Annotated in this window: 15 protein-coding genes; 14 read left to right on the forward strand and 1 reads right to left on the reverse strand. The window is 65.3% G+C overall.

Features of this window, described 5'->3' with window-relative positions; all coding sequences use genetic code 11:
* The first annotated feature begins 224 nt into the window (after window positions 1–224).
* The 14 genes from gshB (at window position 225) to HG549_RS23480 (ending at window position 14191) form a co-directional block, all read left to right on the forward strand.
* Window positions 225–1178, forward strand: a complete 954-nt coding sequence (gene gshB, locus HG549_RS23415; protein WP_170033186.1) for a glutathione synthase — start codon at window positions 225–227, stop codon at window positions 1176–1178.
* 91 nt (window positions 1179–1269) lie between these two features.
* Window positions 1270–2175: an energy transducer TonB gene (locus HG549_RS23420; RefSeq protein WP_170033188.1), complete on the forward strand. Its 906-nt coding sequence runs from the start codon at window positions 1270–1272 to the stop codon at window positions 2173–2175.
* A 174-nt stretch (window positions 2176–2349) separates the two neighbouring features.
* Window positions 2350–2919: a YqgE/AlgH family protein gene (locus HG549_RS23425; RefSeq protein WP_170033190.1), complete on the forward strand. Its 570-nt coding sequence runs from the start codon at window positions 2350–2352 to the stop codon at window positions 2917–2919.
* Window positions 2919–3356: a Holliday junction resolvase RuvX gene (gene ruvX, locus HG549_RS23430; protein WP_170033192.1), complete on the forward strand. Its 438-nt coding sequence runs from the start codon at window positions 2919–2921 to the stop codon at window positions 3354–3356. Before HG549_RS23425 ends, ruvX begins: the two co-directional genes overlap by 1 nt.
* A 49-nt stretch (window positions 3357–3405) precedes the next feature.
* Complete coding sequence (gene pyrR, locus HG549_RS23435) at window positions 3406–3924, forward strand: bifunctional pyr operon transcriptional regulator/uracil phosphoribosyltransferase PyrR (protein WP_170033194.1); 519 nt, start codon at window positions 3406–3408, stop codon at window positions 3922–3924.
* A 13-nt stretch (window positions 3925–3937) separates the two neighbouring features.
* Window positions 3938–4942, forward strand: coding sequence for an aspartate carbamoyltransferase catalytic subunit (locus HG549_RS23440; protein WP_170033196.1), 1005 nt, complete (start codon window positions 3938–3940; stop codon window positions 4940–4942).
* On the forward strand, window positions 4939–6210 hold the full coding sequence (locus HG549_RS23445) for a dihydroorotase (protein ID WP_170033198.1): 1272 nt from the start codon (window positions 4939–4941) through the stop codon (window positions 6208–6210). Before HG549_RS23440 ends, HG549_RS23445 begins: the two co-directional genes overlap by 4 nt.
* Before the next feature lie 196 nt (window positions 6211–6406).
* Window positions 6407–6937, forward strand: a complete 531-nt coding sequence (gene hslV, locus HG549_RS23450) for an ATP-dependent protease subunit HslV (protein ID WP_025340909.1) — start codon at window positions 6407–6409, stop codon at window positions 6935–6937.
* A gap of 76 nt (window positions 6938–7013) precedes the next feature.
* On the forward strand, window positions 7014–8357 hold the full coding sequence (gene hslU / locus HG549_RS23455; protein ID WP_170033200.1) for an ATP-dependent protease ATPase subunit HslU: 1344 nt from the start codon (window positions 7014–7016) through the stop codon (window positions 8355–8357).
* 163 nt (window positions 8358–8520) lie between these two features.
* Window positions 8521–8898 carry a gamma-butyrobetaine hydroxylase-like domain-containing protein gene (locus tag HG549_RS23460; RefSeq protein ID WP_085621741.1) on the forward strand — a complete coding sequence of 126 codons (378 nt, stop codon included), beginning with the start codon at window positions 8521–8523 and terminating at the stop codon, window positions 8896–8898.
* Window positions 8899–9168: 270 nt separating this feature from the next.
* Window positions 9169–10848, forward strand: a complete 1680-nt coding sequence (phaC, locus tag HG549_RS23465) for a class II poly(R)-hydroxyalkanoic acid synthase (protein ID WP_170033202.1) — start codon at window positions 9169–9171, stop codon at window positions 10846–10848.
* A gap of 60 nt (window positions 10849–10908) precedes the next feature.
* The gene (gene phaZ / locus HG549_RS23470) at window positions 10909–11760 is read left to right on the forward strand and encodes a poly(3-hydroxyalkanoate) depolymerase (protein WP_170033204.1); all 852 of its coding nucleotides are present in this window, start codon (window positions 10909–10911) and stop codon (window positions 11758–11760) included.
* Window positions 11761–11880: 120 nt separating this feature from the next.
* Window positions 11881–13563, forward strand: coding sequence for a class II poly(R)-hydroxyalkanoic acid synthase (phaC, locus tag HG549_RS23475; RefSeq protein ID WP_170033206.1), 1683 nt, complete (start codon window positions 11881–11883; stop codon window positions 13561–13563).
* 13 nt (window positions 13564–13576) lie between these two features.
* Window positions 13577–14191 carry a TetR/AcrR family transcriptional regulator gene (locus HG549_RS23480; protein ID WP_170033208.1) on the forward strand — a complete coding sequence of 205 codons (615 nt, stop codon included), beginning with the start codon at window positions 13577–13579 and terminating at the stop codon, window positions 14189–14191.
* A 121-nt stretch (window positions 14192–14312) separates the two neighbouring features.
* Here HG549_RS23480 and HG549_RS23485 read toward each other — a convergent pair whose 3' ends face one another.
* The gene (locus tag HG549_RS23485) at window positions 14313–15113 is read right to left on the reverse strand and encodes a phasin family protein (protein ID WP_170033210.1); all 801 of its coding nucleotides are present in this window, start codon (window positions 15111–15113) and stop codon (window positions 14313–14315) included.
* Window positions 15114–15118 lie beyond the last annotated feature (5 nt).

The following is a 15118-nucleotide window of genomic DNA, read 5'->3' on the forward strand; positions in this document are numbered from 1 at the left end:
TCCTACAAGGGACCGCGATCTCCTGCAGGAGCGGCCTTGCGTCGCGATAGGGTTGCGCAGCAGCCCCAAAGGCCTGTTGCACAGCGCTATGACAGGCATTTTTAGCACACTCCGGGTGCCCGTTCCATCTACCACGCCCCTTGACCAGCGGCGTTCACGGCGCCACCCTGAGCCACTTTACTTTCGATCTACCGCGGCCACGCGCCGCCAAGAGGAACCACCCCATGAGCGTTCGCCTCGGCATTGTCATGGACCCCATCGCGTCCATCTCCTACAAGAAGGACAGCTCGCTGGCCATGCTGCTGGCCGCCCAGGCACGCGGCTGGAGCCTGTTCTACATGGAGCAGCGCGACCTGTACCTGGGTGCCGGCCAGGCCCGCGCGCAGATGCGCCCGCTGAAGGTGTTCGCCGACCCGGCCCGCTGGTTCGAGCTGGGCGAGGAGCAGGACAGCGCACTGGCCGAGCTGGACGTGGTGCTGATGCGCAAGGACCCGCCCTTCGACATGGAGTTCGTCTACAGCACCTACCTGCTGGAACAGGCCGAGCGCGAAGGTGTGCTGGTGGTCAACCGCCCGCAGAGCCTGCGCGACTGCAACGAAAAGCTGTTCGCCACGCAGTTCCCGCAGTGCATGGCGCCGACCCTGGTCAGCCGCCGCGTGGACATCCTGCGCGAGTTCGCCGACAGCCGCGGCGACGTGATCCTCAAGCCGCTGGACGGCATGGGCGGCGCCTCGGTGTTCCGCCACCGCAAGAGCGACCCCAACCTGTCGGTGATCCTCGAAACGCTGACCCAGCACGGCAACCAGCAGATCATGGCCCAGGAATACCTGCCGCAGATCAAGGATGGCGACAAGCGCATCCTGATGATCGACGGCGAGCCGGTCGACTACTGCCTGGCGCGCATCCCGGCCAGCGGCGAGACCCGTGGCAACCTGGCGGCCGGCGGCCGTGGCGAGGCGCGCCCACTGACCGAGCGCGACCGCTGGATTGCCGCCCAGGTCGGCCCTGCCCTGCGCGAAAAGGGCCTGCTGTTCGTCGGCCTGGATGTGATCGGCGACTACCTCACCGAAATCAACGTCACCAGCCCCACCTGCATCCGCGAGATCGACGCGGCGTACAACACCGACATTGGTGGCAAGCTGATGGATGCCATTGATCGCAAGCTCAAGGCGCGCTGACCGCCGACGCGGAGCAAATGCGCGGAGTGGGGTATGATGCCGGTCCTTTTCGACTGAGCTGCTGCCCCGCCCTGCGGTTGCTGGATACCTGATGACGCTGCCTGCCGACATCCCCGCCGACCTGCTGCCACCGCGCGTTCGCCCGGTGGATCGGCTTGGCTTTACCCTGTTCCTGGCTGCCCTGGTGCACCTGGCGCTGATCCTTGGCGTGGGTTTCACCGTGGTCAAGCCGGCGGAAATCCGCCAGACCATGGACATCACCCTGGCCTCGTTCAAGAGCGAGAAGCGGCCGGAAAAGGCCGATTTCCAGGCCCAGGACAACCAGCAGGGTAGCGGCACCCTGGACAAGAAGGCGGTGCCCACCACCACCGAGGTGGCGCCGTTCCAGGACAGCAAGATCAACAAGGTCACCCCGCCGCCTGCGGCCAAGCCCGAAGTGGCGCCCCCGCCGGTGCCGGAAAAATCCGCTGTGGCGACCAAGGCGCCGAAAGCGCAGAAGGTCGAGCCCAAGCCCAAGGAAAGCAAGCCGCAACCAAAACCTGCGGCCGCCACGCCGGAGTTCGACAGTTCGCAGCTGTCGAGCCAGATCGCCAGCCTCGAAGCCGAGCTGTCCAACGAACAGCAGATGTATGCCAAGCGCCCGCGCATCCATCGCCTGAATGCCGCATCGACCATGCGCGACAAGGGCGCCTGGTACAAGGAAGAGTGGCGCAAGAAGGTCGAGCGGGTGGGCAACCTCAACTACCCCGAGGAGGCGCGGCGGCAGCAGATCTACGGCAACCTGCGGATGATGGTGTCGATCAACCGCGATGGCTCATTGTACGAGGTGCTGGTGCTGGAGTCGTCCGGGCAGCCGGTGCTCGACCAGGCGGCCCAGCGCATCGTGCGGCTGGCGGCGCCGTTCGCGCCGTTTACCGGCGACCTGGCCGAATTCGACCGACTGGAAATCATCCGCACCTGGCGCTTTGCCCGTGGGGACCGTCTGTCCAGTAACTGATCCGAGCTTGCCGGGCGCCGCTTTGCGGCCGTTTCGCGACACCAGGCCACTCCTACAGGGACCGCGCGAGGCCTGTAGCAGAGGCCTGGTGTCGCGAAACGGCTGCGCGGCAGCCCCAAATCGGCCGTGCCGAGCACCTTGTCAGCCTCGCCACCTGGCGCCACACTATCCTCCATGAAAAACCTCACGCCGAGCTACCTCAAGCATCAGTTCCTGATCGCCATGCCGCACATGGCCGATCCGAACTTCGCCCAGACCCTCACGTACATCGTCGAGCACAACGCCCATGGCGCCATGGGCCTGGTGGTGAACCGGCCGCAGGAACTCAACCTGGCCGACATCCTCGAACAGTTGCGCCCGGACGAAGCGCCGCCGGCCAGCACCCTGCAGGTGCCGATCTACCAAGGCGGCCCGGTACAGACCGACCGTGGCTTCGTGCTGCATAGCAGCGAATGCAGCTACCAGGCCACGGTCGAACTGCAGGGCCTGTCACTGTCCACTTCGCAGGATGTGCTGTTCGCCATCGCCGAAGGCGTGGGGCCGCAGAAGAGCCTGATTACCCTGGGTTACGCCGGTTGGGAGGCGGGCCAGCTGGAAGCCGAGCTTGCCGACAACGCCTGGCTCAACTGCCCGTTCGACCCGGAAATCATCTTCGGCCTGGCCAGCGACCTGCGCCTGGAAGCCGCAGCCGCCAGCCTGGGTATCAACCTGAACCTGCTGACCAGCCAGGCGGGCCACGCCTGATGGCCGAACTGCAACCTGAACCACGCCTGCTGCTGGGTTTCGACTACGGCAGCAAACAGATCGGCGTGGCCGTCGGCCAGGTAGTCACCGGCCAGGCCCGCGAGCTGTGCACCCTGAAGGCGCAGAACGGTGTGCCGGACTGGGCCCAGGTAGAAAAGCTGATTGCCGAGTGGAAGCCTGATGCCATCGTCGTCGGCTTGCCGCTGAACATGGATGGCACCCCCAGCGAAATGAGCGCCCGCGCCGAAAAGTTCGCCCGCCGCCTGCATGGCCGGTTCAACCTGCCGGTACATACCCACGATGAGCGCCTCACCACCTTCGAGGCCAAAGGCGAGCGCATGGCCCGTGGCGGCCAGCGCGGCAGCTACCGTGACAACCCGGTCGATGCCATTGCCGCCGCCTTGTTGCTGCAAGGCTGGCTGGAGGCCAACACCTGATCATCTTTGCCGCCGGGCCCGCCCGGCGCACCCTTCCAAGGAGCCCGCAATGAGCCTACCCGATCCCGCCGAGCTGATTCGGCAGATGGCTGTCGACCTTCGCGCCCACCTGGCCCGCCGGGCCATTACCGAGCCACGCTATATCGGTATCCGCACGGGCGGCGTCTGGGTTGCCCAGGCCCTGCAGGAAGCCATGGGCGACAGCAGCCCGATGGGCACCCTGGACGTCTCGTTCTACCGCGACGACTTCAGCCAGAACGGCCTGCACCCGCAGGTGCGGCCATCCGAACTGCCGTTCGAGGTGGAGGGCCAGCACCTGGTGCTGGTGGATGACGTGCTGATGAGCGGCCGTACGGTCCGCGCCGCACTCAACGAACTGTTCGATTACGGCCGCCCGGCCAGCGTCACCCTGGTCTGCCTGCTGGACCTGGATGCCGGCGAACTGCCAATCCGCCCGAATGTGCTCGGCGCCACCCTGTCGCTGGCGCCCCATGAACGGGTAAAATTGACCGGACCCGCACCGCTCGCCCTCGAGCGCCAGGACCTCGCCAACGCTTCCGCCCTTTAAGAGTCCCCTCGCGATGACGCCAATCGACGCCAAGCGCCCGCTGCAGCTCAATGATCAGGGCCAGCTGCGCCACTTCCTCTCGCTCGACGGTTTGCCCCGCGAACTGCTCACCGAGATCCTCGACACCGCCGACTCCTTCCTCGAAGTCGGTGCCCGGGCCGTGAAGAAAGTCCCGTTGCTGCGCGGCAAGACCGTGTGCAACGTGTTCTTCGAGAACTCGACCCGTACCCGTACCACCTTCGAACTGGCAGCCCAGCGCCTGTCGGCCGACGTGATCAGCCTGAACGTGTCGACTTCCTCGACCAGCAAGGGCGAAACCCTGTTCGACACCCTGCGCAACCTCGAAGCCATGGCCGCCGACATGTTCGTGGTACGCCACTCGGACTCCGGCGCCGCGCACTTCATCGCCGAGCACGTGTGCCCCGAAGTTGCGGTGATCAACGGCGGTGACGGCCGCCATGCGCACCCGACCCAGGGCATGCTCGACATGCTCACCATCCGTCGCCACAAGGGCAGCTTCGAGAACCTGTCGGTGGCCATCGTCGGTGACATCCTGCACTCGCGCGTGGCCCGCTCCGACATGCTCGCGCTGAAGGCGCTGGGCTGCCCGGACATTCGCGTGGTCGGCCCGAAAACCCTGATTCCCGTTGGTATCGAGCAGTACGGGGTGAAGGTCTACACCGACCTCGCCGCAGGCCTGAAAGACGTCGATGTGGTGATCATGCTGCGCCTGCAGCGTGAGCGCATGGCCGGCGGCCTGCTGCCCAGCGAAGGCGAGTTCTACCGCCTGTTCGGCCTGACTACCGCGCGCCTGGCCGGCGCCAAGCCCGACGCCATCGTCATGCACCCCGGCCCGATCAACCGCGGCGTGGAAATCGAGTCGGCAGTGGCCGATGGCAAGCACTCGGTGATCCTCAACCAGGTCACCTATGGCATCGCCGTGCGCATGGCCGTGCTGTCCATGGCCATGAGCGGGCAGAACGCGCAACGTCAATTCGACCAGGAGAACGCCCAGTGACCGTCAGTATTCTCGGCGCCCGGGTCATCGACCCGAACAGTGGCCTCGACCAGGTCACCGACCTGCACCTCGACGGCGGCCGCATTGCCGCCATCGGCGCCGCCCCGGCCGGGTTCAGCGCCAGCCGCACGATCCACGCCGCCGGCCTGGTCGCCGCACCTGGCCTGGTAGACCTTGGCGTGTCGCTGCGCGAGCCGGGCTACAGCCGCAAGGGCAACATCGCCAGTGAAACCCGTGCTGCCGTGGCCGGCGGCGTCACCAGCCTGTGCTGCCCGCCGCAGACCAAGCCGGTGCTGGACACCTCGGCGGTGGCCGAGCTGATCCTTGACCGCGCCCGCGAGGCCGCCAACAGCAAGGTCTACCCGATCGGTGCCCTGACCAAGGGCCTGGAAGGCGAGCAGCTGGCCGAGCTGGTGGCCCTGCGCGACACCGGCTGCGTGGCCTTCGGCAACGGCCTCAAGGAAATCCCCAACAACCGTACCCTGGCGCGCGCCCTGGAATACGCTGCCACCTTCGACCTGACCGTGGTGTTCCACTCCCAGGACCACGACCTGGCCCAGGGCGGCCTGGCCCATGAAGGTGCCATGGCCAGCTTCCTTGGCCTGCCGGGCATCCCGGAAACCGCCGAGACCGTGGCCCTGGCGCGCAACCTGCTGCTGGTGGAGCAGACTGGCGTACGTGCGCACTTCAGCCAGATCACCAGCGCCCGCGGCGCGCGGCTGATCGCCCAAGCCCAGGCCCTGGGCCTGCCGGTCACTGCCGATGTCGCGCTGTATCAGCTGATCCTCACCGACGAATCGCTGCATGAATTCTCCAGCCTTTACCACGTGCAGCCACCGCTGCGCACCGCCGCCGACCGTGACGGCCTGCGCGAGGCAGTGAAGTCGGGGGTGATCCAGGCGATTTCCAGCCACCACCAGCCACACGAGCGCGACGCCAAGCTGGCCCCGTTCGGGGCTACCGAGCCTGGCATCAGCAGCGTCGAGCTGCTGCTGCCACTGGCCATGACGTTGGTGCAAGACGGCCTGCTCGACCTGCCGACCCTGCTGGCACGCCTGAGCAGCGGCCCGGCAGCGGCCCTGCGCCTGCCGGCCGGCGAGCTGAAGGCGGGCGGCGCCGCCGACCTGGTGCTGTTCGACCCGCAAGCCTCGACCGTGGCTGGCGAGCAGTGGTTCTCGCGAGGCGAGAACTGCCCGTTCATCGGCCACTGCCTGCCGGGTGCGGTGCGGTATACCTTGGTCGACGGGCATGTCTGCCACGAGGCCTGAGTAAAAGCCATTCGCGGGCACGCCCGCTCCCACAGCAGATCACTGTCCCCTGTGGGAGCGGGCATGCCCGCGAATGCCCTTGCACGGTGCCCCCTGCCAAGCGCGACCATTCATCCCCTACGGTTGAAATCCTTCCCCCCACCCCCATATGAGTCTGCATCAGGCACTTTCGCCCCGCTGCGTGGAGACTCTCCCCTTGACCACCATCGTTTCTGTCCGCCGTAATGGCAAAGTCGTCATGGGCGGCGACGGCCAGGTATCCCTCGGCAACACCGTGATGAAAGGCAACGCCAAGAAGGTGCGCCGCCTCTACCACGGCCAGGTCATCGCGGGCTTCGCCGGCGCCACCGCCGATGCGTTCACCCTGTTCGAGCGCTTCGAAGGCCAGCTGGAAAAACACCAGGGTCACCTGGTCCGTGCTGCCGTCGAACTGGCCAAGGAATGGCGTACCGACCGCTCCCTGAGCCGTCTGGAAGCCATGCTGGCGGTAGCCAACAAGGATGCCTCGCTGATCATTACCGGCAACGGCGACGTGGTCGAACCCGAAGACGGCCTGATCGCCATGGGTTCCGGCGGTGCATACGCCCAGGCCGCTGCACGCGCCCTGCTGAACAAGACCGACCTTTCCGCCCGGGAAATCGCCGAGACCGCCCTGAACATCGCTGGCGACATCTGCGTCTTCACCAACCACAACCTGACCATCGAGGAGCAGGACCTGGCCGAGTGATTCAGCTGTTCTGGCGCCCCCGCCCGGTGCGGGGGCTTTTCCACGCTGACTCATCTGCCCAAGGCCCCTATTGATCATGTCCATGACCCCCCGCGAGATCGTCCACGAACTCAACCGCCACATCATCGGCCAGGATGACGCCAAGCGCGCCGTGGCCATTGCCCTGCGCAACCGCTGGCGCCGCATGCAGCTCCCTGCCGAGCTGCGTGCCGAAGTAACACCGAAGAACATCCTGATGATCGGCCCTACCGGCGTCGGCAAGACCGAAATCGCCCGCCGCCTGGCCAAGCTGGCCAACGCGCCGTTCCTCAAGGTCGAAGCCACCAAGTTCACCGAAGTGGGCTACGTCGGCCGCGACGTCGAGTCGATCATCCGCGACCTGGCCGATGCCGCGCTGAAAATGCTGCGTGAGCAAGAAATCATCCGCGTGCGCCACCGCGCCGAAGATGCCGCCGAAGATCGCATCCTCGATGCCCTGTTGCCGCAGGCGCGGGTCAGCAGCTTTGCCGAGGAAGCCGCGCAGACCAGCACCGATTCCAACACCCGCCAGCTGTTCCGCAAGCGCCTGCGCCAAGGCCAGCTGGACGACAAGGAAATCGAGATCGAAGTCGCCGATGCCGTGGGCGTCGAAATTGCCGCGCCGCCCGGCATGGAAGAAATGACCAACCAGCTGCAGAGCCTGTTCGCCAACATGGGCAAAGGCAAGCGCAAGGCCCGCAAGCTGAAGGTCAAGGAAGCGCTGAAGATGGTTCGCGACGAAGAAGCGAGCCGCCTGGTCAACGAGGAAGAACTCAAGGCCAAGGCCCTGGAAGCGGTCGAGCAGCACGGCATCGTGTTCATCGACGAAATCGACAAGGTTGCCAAACGCGGCAACGTTGGCGGCGCCGACGTGTCCCGCGAAGGCGTGCAGCGTGACCTGCTGCCGCTGATCGAAGGCTGCACCGTCAATACCAAGCTGGGCATGGTCAAGACCGACCACATCCTGTTCATTGCCTCGGGTGCTTTCCACCTGAGCAAGCCGAGCGACCTGGTGCCCGAGCTGCAAGGCCGCCTGCCGATCCGCGTGGAACTCAAGGCCCTGACCCCGGAAGACTTCGAGCGTATCCTGCAGGAACCGCACGCGTCGCTGACCGAACAGTACCAGGCCCTGCTGAAGACCGAAGGGCTGAACATCGAGTTCCTGGCGGACGGCATCAAGCGCCTGGCCGAAATCGCCTACCAGGTCAACGAGAAGACCGAGAACATCGGTGCCCGCCGCTTGCACACCTTGCTCGAGCGCCTGCTCGAAGAGGTGTCGTTCAGTGCCGGCGACCTGGCCAGCACCCATGACGAAGCGCCGATCCAGATCGACGCGGCCTATGTGAACAGCCACCTGGGTGAGCTGGCGCAGAACGAAGACCTGTCGCGTTACATCCTGTAAAAACGGCGTCGACTGCTTCGCGGGCACGCCCGCTCCCACAGGATCACCACAGACCCAAAGCATGTGATGATCCTGTGGGAGCGGGCGTGCCCGCGAAGAGGCCCTTGAATCCCTCCATCATAAGCTGGAAGCTTGCTTCATCAGCTCCCGAGAGATTCTGCCCATGGCCCGCCTGCCCACCGCCATCAACCTGCACAAAGCCTCGAAAACCCTCAGCCTCACCTATGCCCCCGGCGAGGTCTACCACCTGCCCGCCGAATTCCTGCGCGTGCACTCCCCCTCCGCCGAGGTCCAGGGCCACGGCAACCCCATCCTGCAGTTCGGCAAGATCAACGTCGGCCTCAGCGGCCTGGAGCCTGCCGGCCAATATGCACTGAAACTGGTCTTCGACGACGGCCATGACAGCGGCCTGTTCACCTGGGAATACCTCGAACAGCTGTGCCTGCGCCAGGAACAACTGTGGGCCGAGTACCTCGACGAGCTGCACAAGGCCGGCAAATCCCGCGACCCCGCCGAGTCGGTGGTCAAACTGATGCTCTAGCGCAAGGGCCCCGGGGTTTAGAGCGCATTTTCTAGAATCATCTGTTTGAATGCCCTACAGACAGCCCAATGAAGGGCTGTCTTGCGCATTACATGAAAGTCGGGTAACCAATGGGGAGTGGCAAGTTCCCTGCATCACCTTGCAGGTAATCAGCACCCTCGCAGCACCGCTGTTCCTTATCACTGGTCACCCGAGTAGCAGTACCGGGCTCAGCACTGTGCACCCGTCACAGCAAACCGGTACTCGTCTCAGGACAACGGAGCGTCGTAGATGAGTAACAAGAACAACGATGAGCTGCAGCGGCAAGCCTCGGAAAACACCCTGGGGCTGAACCCGGTCATCGGTATTCGTCGCAAGGACCTGTTGAGTTCGGCACGTACCGTGCTGCGCCAGGCCGTGCGCCAACCGCTGCACAGCGCCAAGCATGTGGCCCACTTCGGCCTGGAGCTGAAGAATGTGCTGCTGGGCAAATCCAGCCTGGCCCCGGAAAGCGATGATCGTCGCTTCAACGACCCGGCCTGGAGCCACAATCCGCTCTACCGCCGCTACCTGCAGACCTACCTGGCCTGGCGCAAGGAGCTGCAGGACTGGATCGGTAGCAGCGACCTGTCGCCCCAGGACATCAGCCGCGGCCAGTTCGTCATCAACCTGATGACCGAGGCCATGGCGCCGACCAATACCCTGTCCAACCCTGCGGCGGTCAAGCGCTTCTTCGAAACCGGCGGCAAGAGCTTGCTGGACGGCCTGTCCAACTTGGCCAAGGACGTGGTCAACAACGGTGGCATGCCCAGCCAGGTGAACATGGATGCCTTCGAAGTGGGCAAGAACCTGGGCACCAGCGAAGGTGCCGTGGTGTACCGCAACGATGTGCTGGAGCTGATCCAGTACAGCCCGATCACCGAGCAGGTACACGCCCGTCCGCTGTTGGTGGTGCCGCCGCAGATCAACAAGTTCTATGTGTTCGACCTGAGCCCGGAAAAGAGCCTGGCGCGCTACTGCCTGCGCTCGCAGCAACAGACCTTCATCATCAGCTGGCGCAACCCGACCAAGGCCCAGCGCGAATGGGGCCTGTCGACCTACATCGATGCGCTCAAGGAAGCCGTCGACGCGGTGCTGGCGATTACCGGCAGCAAGGACCTGAACATGCTCGGCGCCTGTTCCGGCGGCATTACCTGCACCGCCCTGGTGGGCCACTATGCCGCCCTGGGCGAGAACAAGGTCAATGCCCTGACCTTGCTGGTAAGCGTGCTGGACACCACCGTGGATACCCAGGTGGCGCTGTTCGTCGACGAGCAAACCCTGGAGGCCGCCAAGCGCCACTCCTACCAGGCCGGCGTGCTCGAAGGCAGCGAGATGGCCAAGGTGTTCGCCTGGATGCGCCCCAACGACCTGATCTGGAACTACTGGGTCAACAACTACCTGCTTGGCAACGAGCCGCCGGTGTTCGACATCCTGTTCTGGAACAACGACACCACGCGCCTGCCGGCCGCCTTCCATGGCGACCTGATCGAAATGTTCAAGAGCAACCCGCTGACCCGCCCCAATGCCCTGGAAGTGTGTGGCACACCGATCGACCTGAAGCAGGTGCAATGCGACATCTTCAGCGTGGCCGGCACCGCTGACCACATCACTCCGTGGCAGTCGTGCTACCGCTCGGCGCACCTGTTCGGCGGCAAGATCGAATTCGTGTTGTCCAACAGCGGGCATATCCAGAGCATCCTCAACCCGCCGGGCAACCCCAAGGCGCGCTTCATGACCGGTGCCGACCGCCCGGGTGACCCGCTGGCCTGGCAGGAAAATGCCACCAAGCATGCCGACTCGTGGTGGCTGCACTGGCGAAGCTGGCTGGCCGAGCGCGCCGGTGAGCTGAAGAAGGCGCCGACGCGCCTGGGCAACCGGGCCTACGCCGCCGGCGAAGCCGCCCCGGGTACGTACGTTCACGAGCGTTGAGCTGCAGCGCCGTGGCCACCTGCGGGCGCCACGGTGTTCATTCACCCAAGAGTCATGCGCATGCCGCAACCCTATATCTTCAGGACTGTAGAGCTGGATAACCAGTCCATCCGTACCGCCGTCCGCCCGGGCAAGCCGCACCTGACGCCGTTGCTGATCTTCAACGGTATCGGCGCCAACCTGGAGCTGGTGTTCCCGTTCATCGAAGCACTGGACCCGGACCTGGAAGTCATCGCCTTCGATGTACCCGGGGTCGGCGGTTCGTCAACGCCTCGCCACCCGTACCGGTTCCCCGGGCTGGCCAAGCTCACGGCACGGATGCTGGATTACCTCGATTACGGCCAGGTCAACGTCATCGGCGTGTCCTGGGGCGGTGCCCTGGCCCAGCAGTTCGCCCACGACTACCCCGAACGCTGCAAGAAGCTGGTGCTCGCTGCTACCGCCGCCGGTGCCGTGATGGTGCCAGGCAAGCCCAAGGTGCTGTGGATGATGGCCAGCCCGCGCCGCTACGTACAACCGTCGCACGTTATCCGCATTGCGCCGCTGATCTATGGCGGTGGCTTCCGGCGCGATCCGGACCTGGCCATGCAGCATGCCGCCAAGGTGCGCTCCGGGGGCAAGATGGGTTACTACTGGCAACTGTTCGCCGGGCTTGGCTGGACCAGCATCCACTGGCTGCACAAGATCCAGCAGCCAACCCTGGTACTGGCCGGTGACGACGACCCGCTGATCCCGCTGATCAACATGCGCCTGTTGGCCTGGCGGATTCCCAATGCCCAGCTACACATTATCGACGACGGTCATCTGTTCCTGATCACCCGGGCCGAGGCCGTCGCCCCGATCATCATGAGTTTCCTTCAGCAAGAACGACAGCGCGCCGTCATGCACCCTCGCCCGGCTTCGGGCGGGTAGATCGATGCGGCCTTGTTCGCGGGCGCGCCCGCTCCCACAGGGACGGCGCTGAACCTGCGGGAGCGGGCATTGCCGGCGAAGGTCTCGACAGCGAAACGGCTCAGACGAGGGAGTGTTGCCATGAAAGACAAACCGGCCAAAGGAACGCCAACGCTTCCCGCCACCCGCATGAATGTGCAGAACGCCATCCTCGGCCTGCGCGGGCGTGACCTGTTGTCGACGTTGCGCAATGTCAGCCGCCATGGCCTGCGCCACCCGCTGCATACCGCCCATCATCTATTGGCCTTGGGCGGCCAACTGGGTCGCGTGCTGCTGGGCGACACACCTTACCAGCCGAACCCGCGCGACCCACGCTTCAACGATCCTACTTGGAGCCAGAATCCGTTCTACCGCCGCGGCCTGCAGGCCTATCTGGCCTGGCAGAAGCAGACCCGCCTGTGGATCGAGGAAAGCTATCTGGACGACGATGACCGGGCGCGGGCGCACTTTCTGTTCAATCTGGTCAACGACGCCCTGGCCCCCAGCAACTCGCTGCTCAACCCGCTGGCGGTCAAGGAGCTGTTCAATACCGGCGGGCAGAGCCTGGTGCGCGGCGTGGCCCACTTGCTCGACGACCTGCGCCACAACGACGGCCTGCCCCGCCAGGTGGACGAGCGCGCCTTCGAGGTGGGCGGCAACCTGGCCGCCACACCTGGCGCGGTGGTGTTTCGCAACGACTTGCTGGAGCTGATCCAGTACAAGCCGATGAGCGAAAAACAACATGCACGCCCGCTGCTGGTGGTGCCGCCGCAAATCAACAAGTTCTATATCTTCGACCTGAGCCCGACCAACAGCTTCGTGCAATACATGCTCAAGAGCGGCCTGCAGGTGTTCATGATCAGCTGGCGCAACCCCGACCCGCGCCATCGCGAATGGGGCTTGTCCAGCTATGTGCAAGCGCTGGAGGAGGCGCTCAACGCCTGCCGCAGCATCAGCGGCAATCGCGACCCCAACCTGATGGGCGCCTGCGCCGGCGGCCTGACCATGGCCGCGCTGCAAGGCCACCTGCAAGCCAGGCACCAACTGCGCCGGGTGCGCAGCGCCACCTACCTGGTGAGCCTGCTGGACAGCAAGTTCGAGAGCCCCGCCAGCCTGTTCGCCGACGAGCAGACCATCGAGGCCGCCAAGCGCCGCTCCTACCAGCGTGGCGTGCTGGACGGCGCCGAGGTGGCGAGGATCTTCGCCTGGATGCGGCCCAACGACCTGATCTGGAACTACTGGGTCAACAACTATCTGCTCGGCAAGACGCCACCGGCCTTCGACATCCTCTACTGGAACGCTGACAGCACGCGCCTGCCCGCTGCGCTGCATGGCGACCTGCTGGACTTCTTCAAGCTCAACCCGCTGACCCATCCGGCCGGTCTGGAGGTGTGCGGTACGCCCATCGACCTGCACCAAGTCGACCTGGACAGCTTCACCGTAGCCGGCAGCAACGACCACATCACCCCGTGGGACGCGGTGTACCGCTCGGCCTTGCTGCTGGGCGGCGAGCGCCGCTTCGTGCTGGCCAACAGCGGGCACATCCAGAGCATCATCAACCCGCCGGGCAACCCCAAGGCCTACTACCTGGCGAACCCCAAGCTGCCCGGCGACCCGCGCGCCTGGTTCCACGATGCCAAGCGCAGCGAAGGCAGCTGGTGGCCATTGTGGCTGGACTGGATCACCCCGCGCTCCGGCCCGCTCAAGGCACCGCGCAGCGAGCTGGGCAATGCCACCTACCCACCGCTGGGGCCCGCACCGGGTACCTACGTGATGACCCGATGAGCATGCCGCCGGGATGAAGACTCGCGACCGAATCCTCGAATGCGCCTTGCAGCTGTTCAACCAGCAAGGTGAGCCGAACGTTTCCACCCTGGAAATCGCCAACGAACTGGGCATCAGCCCAGGCAACCTGTACTACCACTTCCATGGCAAGGAGCCCCTTGTCCTCGGCCTGTTCGAGCGCTTCGAAGAGGCGTTGATGCCTTTGCTCGACCCACCGCTCGAGGTGCGCCTGGACGCCGAAGACTACTGGCTGTTCCTGCACCTGATTGTCGAACACATGGCGCAATACCGGTTCCTGTTCCAGGACCTGTCGAACCTGACCGGGCGCCTGCCCAAGCTGGCGCGCGGCATGCGCAGCCTGATCAACGCGCTCAAGCGTACGCTCGCGGCGTTGCTGGCCAGCCTCAAGGGCCAGGGGCAGGTCGAAAGCGAGACCCAGGCGCTGGGGCAACTGGTGGAGCAGATCACCCTGACCCTGATGTTCTCGCTGGATTATCAGCGGGTGCTGGGGCGCGAGGGGGATGTGGGTATCGTGGTGTACCAGGTGATGATGCTGGTGGCGCCGCATCTGCAGGCCCAGGCACGGGCGGCGGCGGAGCAGTTGGCGGTGCGCTATCTGGAGGGGTAGGCCTGGTGTTTCGGTGCCGTGGCCTTCGCGGGCAAGCCCGCTCCCACAGGGCCTGCGCTGACCAGATGATCGGCGCGATGCTTGTGGGAACGGGCGAGCCCGCGAAGCAGGTGACGCGGTCTCAGGTCAGGGTACCGCTGCCATTGGCTGCCGACGGTGTGCTGCTGGCCGGGGCGGCGGCTGGTGCCGGGGCGGCGGTCGCAGCTGGCGCAGCACTGGTAGCAGGCGCTGCCGGTTTCGCGGCTGCAGGTTTGGCTGCTGCCTTTTTCACTGCTGGCTTCTTCGCTGCCGCTGGCTTGGCCGCTGCCGGTTTTGCCGCGGGCTTGGCTGCCGCTGGTTTGGCTGCAGGCTTCGCCGCTGCCGTCTTGGCTGCGGGTTTTACCGCTGCTGCCTTGGCTGCCGGCTTGGCCGCTGCGGTTTTCGCCGCAGGCTTGGCCGCCGCAGCCTTGGCCAGTGGCTTGGCTGCGGCCTTGCTCGCGGCCGGCTTGGCGGCAGCACGCGACGACACCGGCGTGACCGAAGCACCGGTCAGTTTCTCGATCTGCTTGGTCAGGCTGTCCACCTGCTGGTGCAGCGCCTTGATCTCGTTGCGGCTCGGCACGCCAAGGCGCGAGATGGCGCTGTTCAGGCGCTTGTCGAAAGCCTCTTCGAGTTCACTCCACTTGCCCAGCGCACGGTCCTTGACGCCAGACACGCGCGAGGTGGTCGACGACTTGGCGGTTTCCGCCACGTCTTCAGCGGTCTTCTTCGCCTGCTTCTCGGCCTTCTCGCCATCCTTCACCAGCGAGTCGAACAGCTTCGGGCCGTCCTGGTCGATCTTCGAATAGATACCCAGCCCCGCCAGCCAGATCTTGCGGGAGTACTTCTCGATCCCGCCGACCCAGGAGCTGCCTTCTTTCTCGGTGTTCTTCTTGCCAGCCATCCTGC

Origin of the sequence: Pseudomonas sp. SK, assembly GCF_012975065.1 — a bacterium.
Classification (GTDB): Bacteria; Pseudomonadota; Gammaproteobacteria; order Pseudomonadales; family Pseudomonadaceae; genus Aquipseudomonas; species Aquipseudomonas anuradhapurensis.

Bases quoted from the DNA above. Each gene is read 5' to 3' on its own strand.
- gshB (WP_170033186.1), top strand. From the start codon at position 225: ATGAGCGTTCGCCTCGGCATTGTCATGGACCCCATCGCGTCCATCTCC.
- phaC (WP_170033206.1), top strand. From the start codon at position 11,881: ATGAAAGACAAACCGGCCAAAGGAACGCCAACGCTTCCCGCCACCCGC.
- HG549_RS23425 (WP_170033190.1), top strand. From the start codon at position 2,350: ATGAAAAACCTCACGCCGAGCTACCTCAAGCATCAGTTCCTGATCGCC.
- HG549_RS23440 (WP_170033196.1), top strand. From the start codon at position 3,938: ATGACGCCAATCGACGCCAAGCGCCCGCTGCAGCTCAATGATCAGGGC.
- phaC (WP_170033202.1), top strand. From the start codon at position 9,169: ATGAGTAACAAGAACAACGATGAGCTGCAGCGGCAAGCCTCGGAAAAC.
- HG549_RS23420 (WP_170033188.1), top strand. From the start codon at position 1,270: ATGACGCTGCCTGCCGACATCCCCGCCGACCTGCTGCCACCGCGCGTT.
- hslU (WP_170033200.1), top strand. From the start codon at position 7,014: ATGTCCATGACCCCCCGCGAGATCGTCCACGAACTCAACCGCCACATC.
- HG549_RS23485 (WP_170033210.1), bottom strand. From the start codon at position 15,113: ATGGCTGGCAAGAAGAACACCGAGAAAGAAGGCAGCTCCTGGGTCGGC.
- HG549_RS23460 (WP_085621741.1), top strand. From the start codon at position 8,521: ATGGCCCGCCTGCCCACCGCCATCAACCTGCACAAAGCCTCGAAAACC.
- HG549_RS23480 (WP_170033208.1), top strand. From the start codon at position 13,577: ATGAAGACTCGCGACCGAATCCTCGAATGCGCCTTGCAGCTGTTCAAC.
- pyrR (WP_170033194.1), top strand. From the start codon at position 3,406: ATGAGCCTACCCGATCCCGCCGAGCTGATTCGGCAGATGGCTGTCGAC.
- phaZ (WP_170033204.1), top strand. From the start codon at position 10,909: ATGCCGCAACCCTATATCTTCAGGACTGTAGAGCTGGATAACCAGTCC.
- ruvX (WP_170033192.1), top strand. From the start codon at position 2,919: ATGGCCGAACTGCAACCTGAACCACGCCTGCTGCTGGGTTTCGACTAC.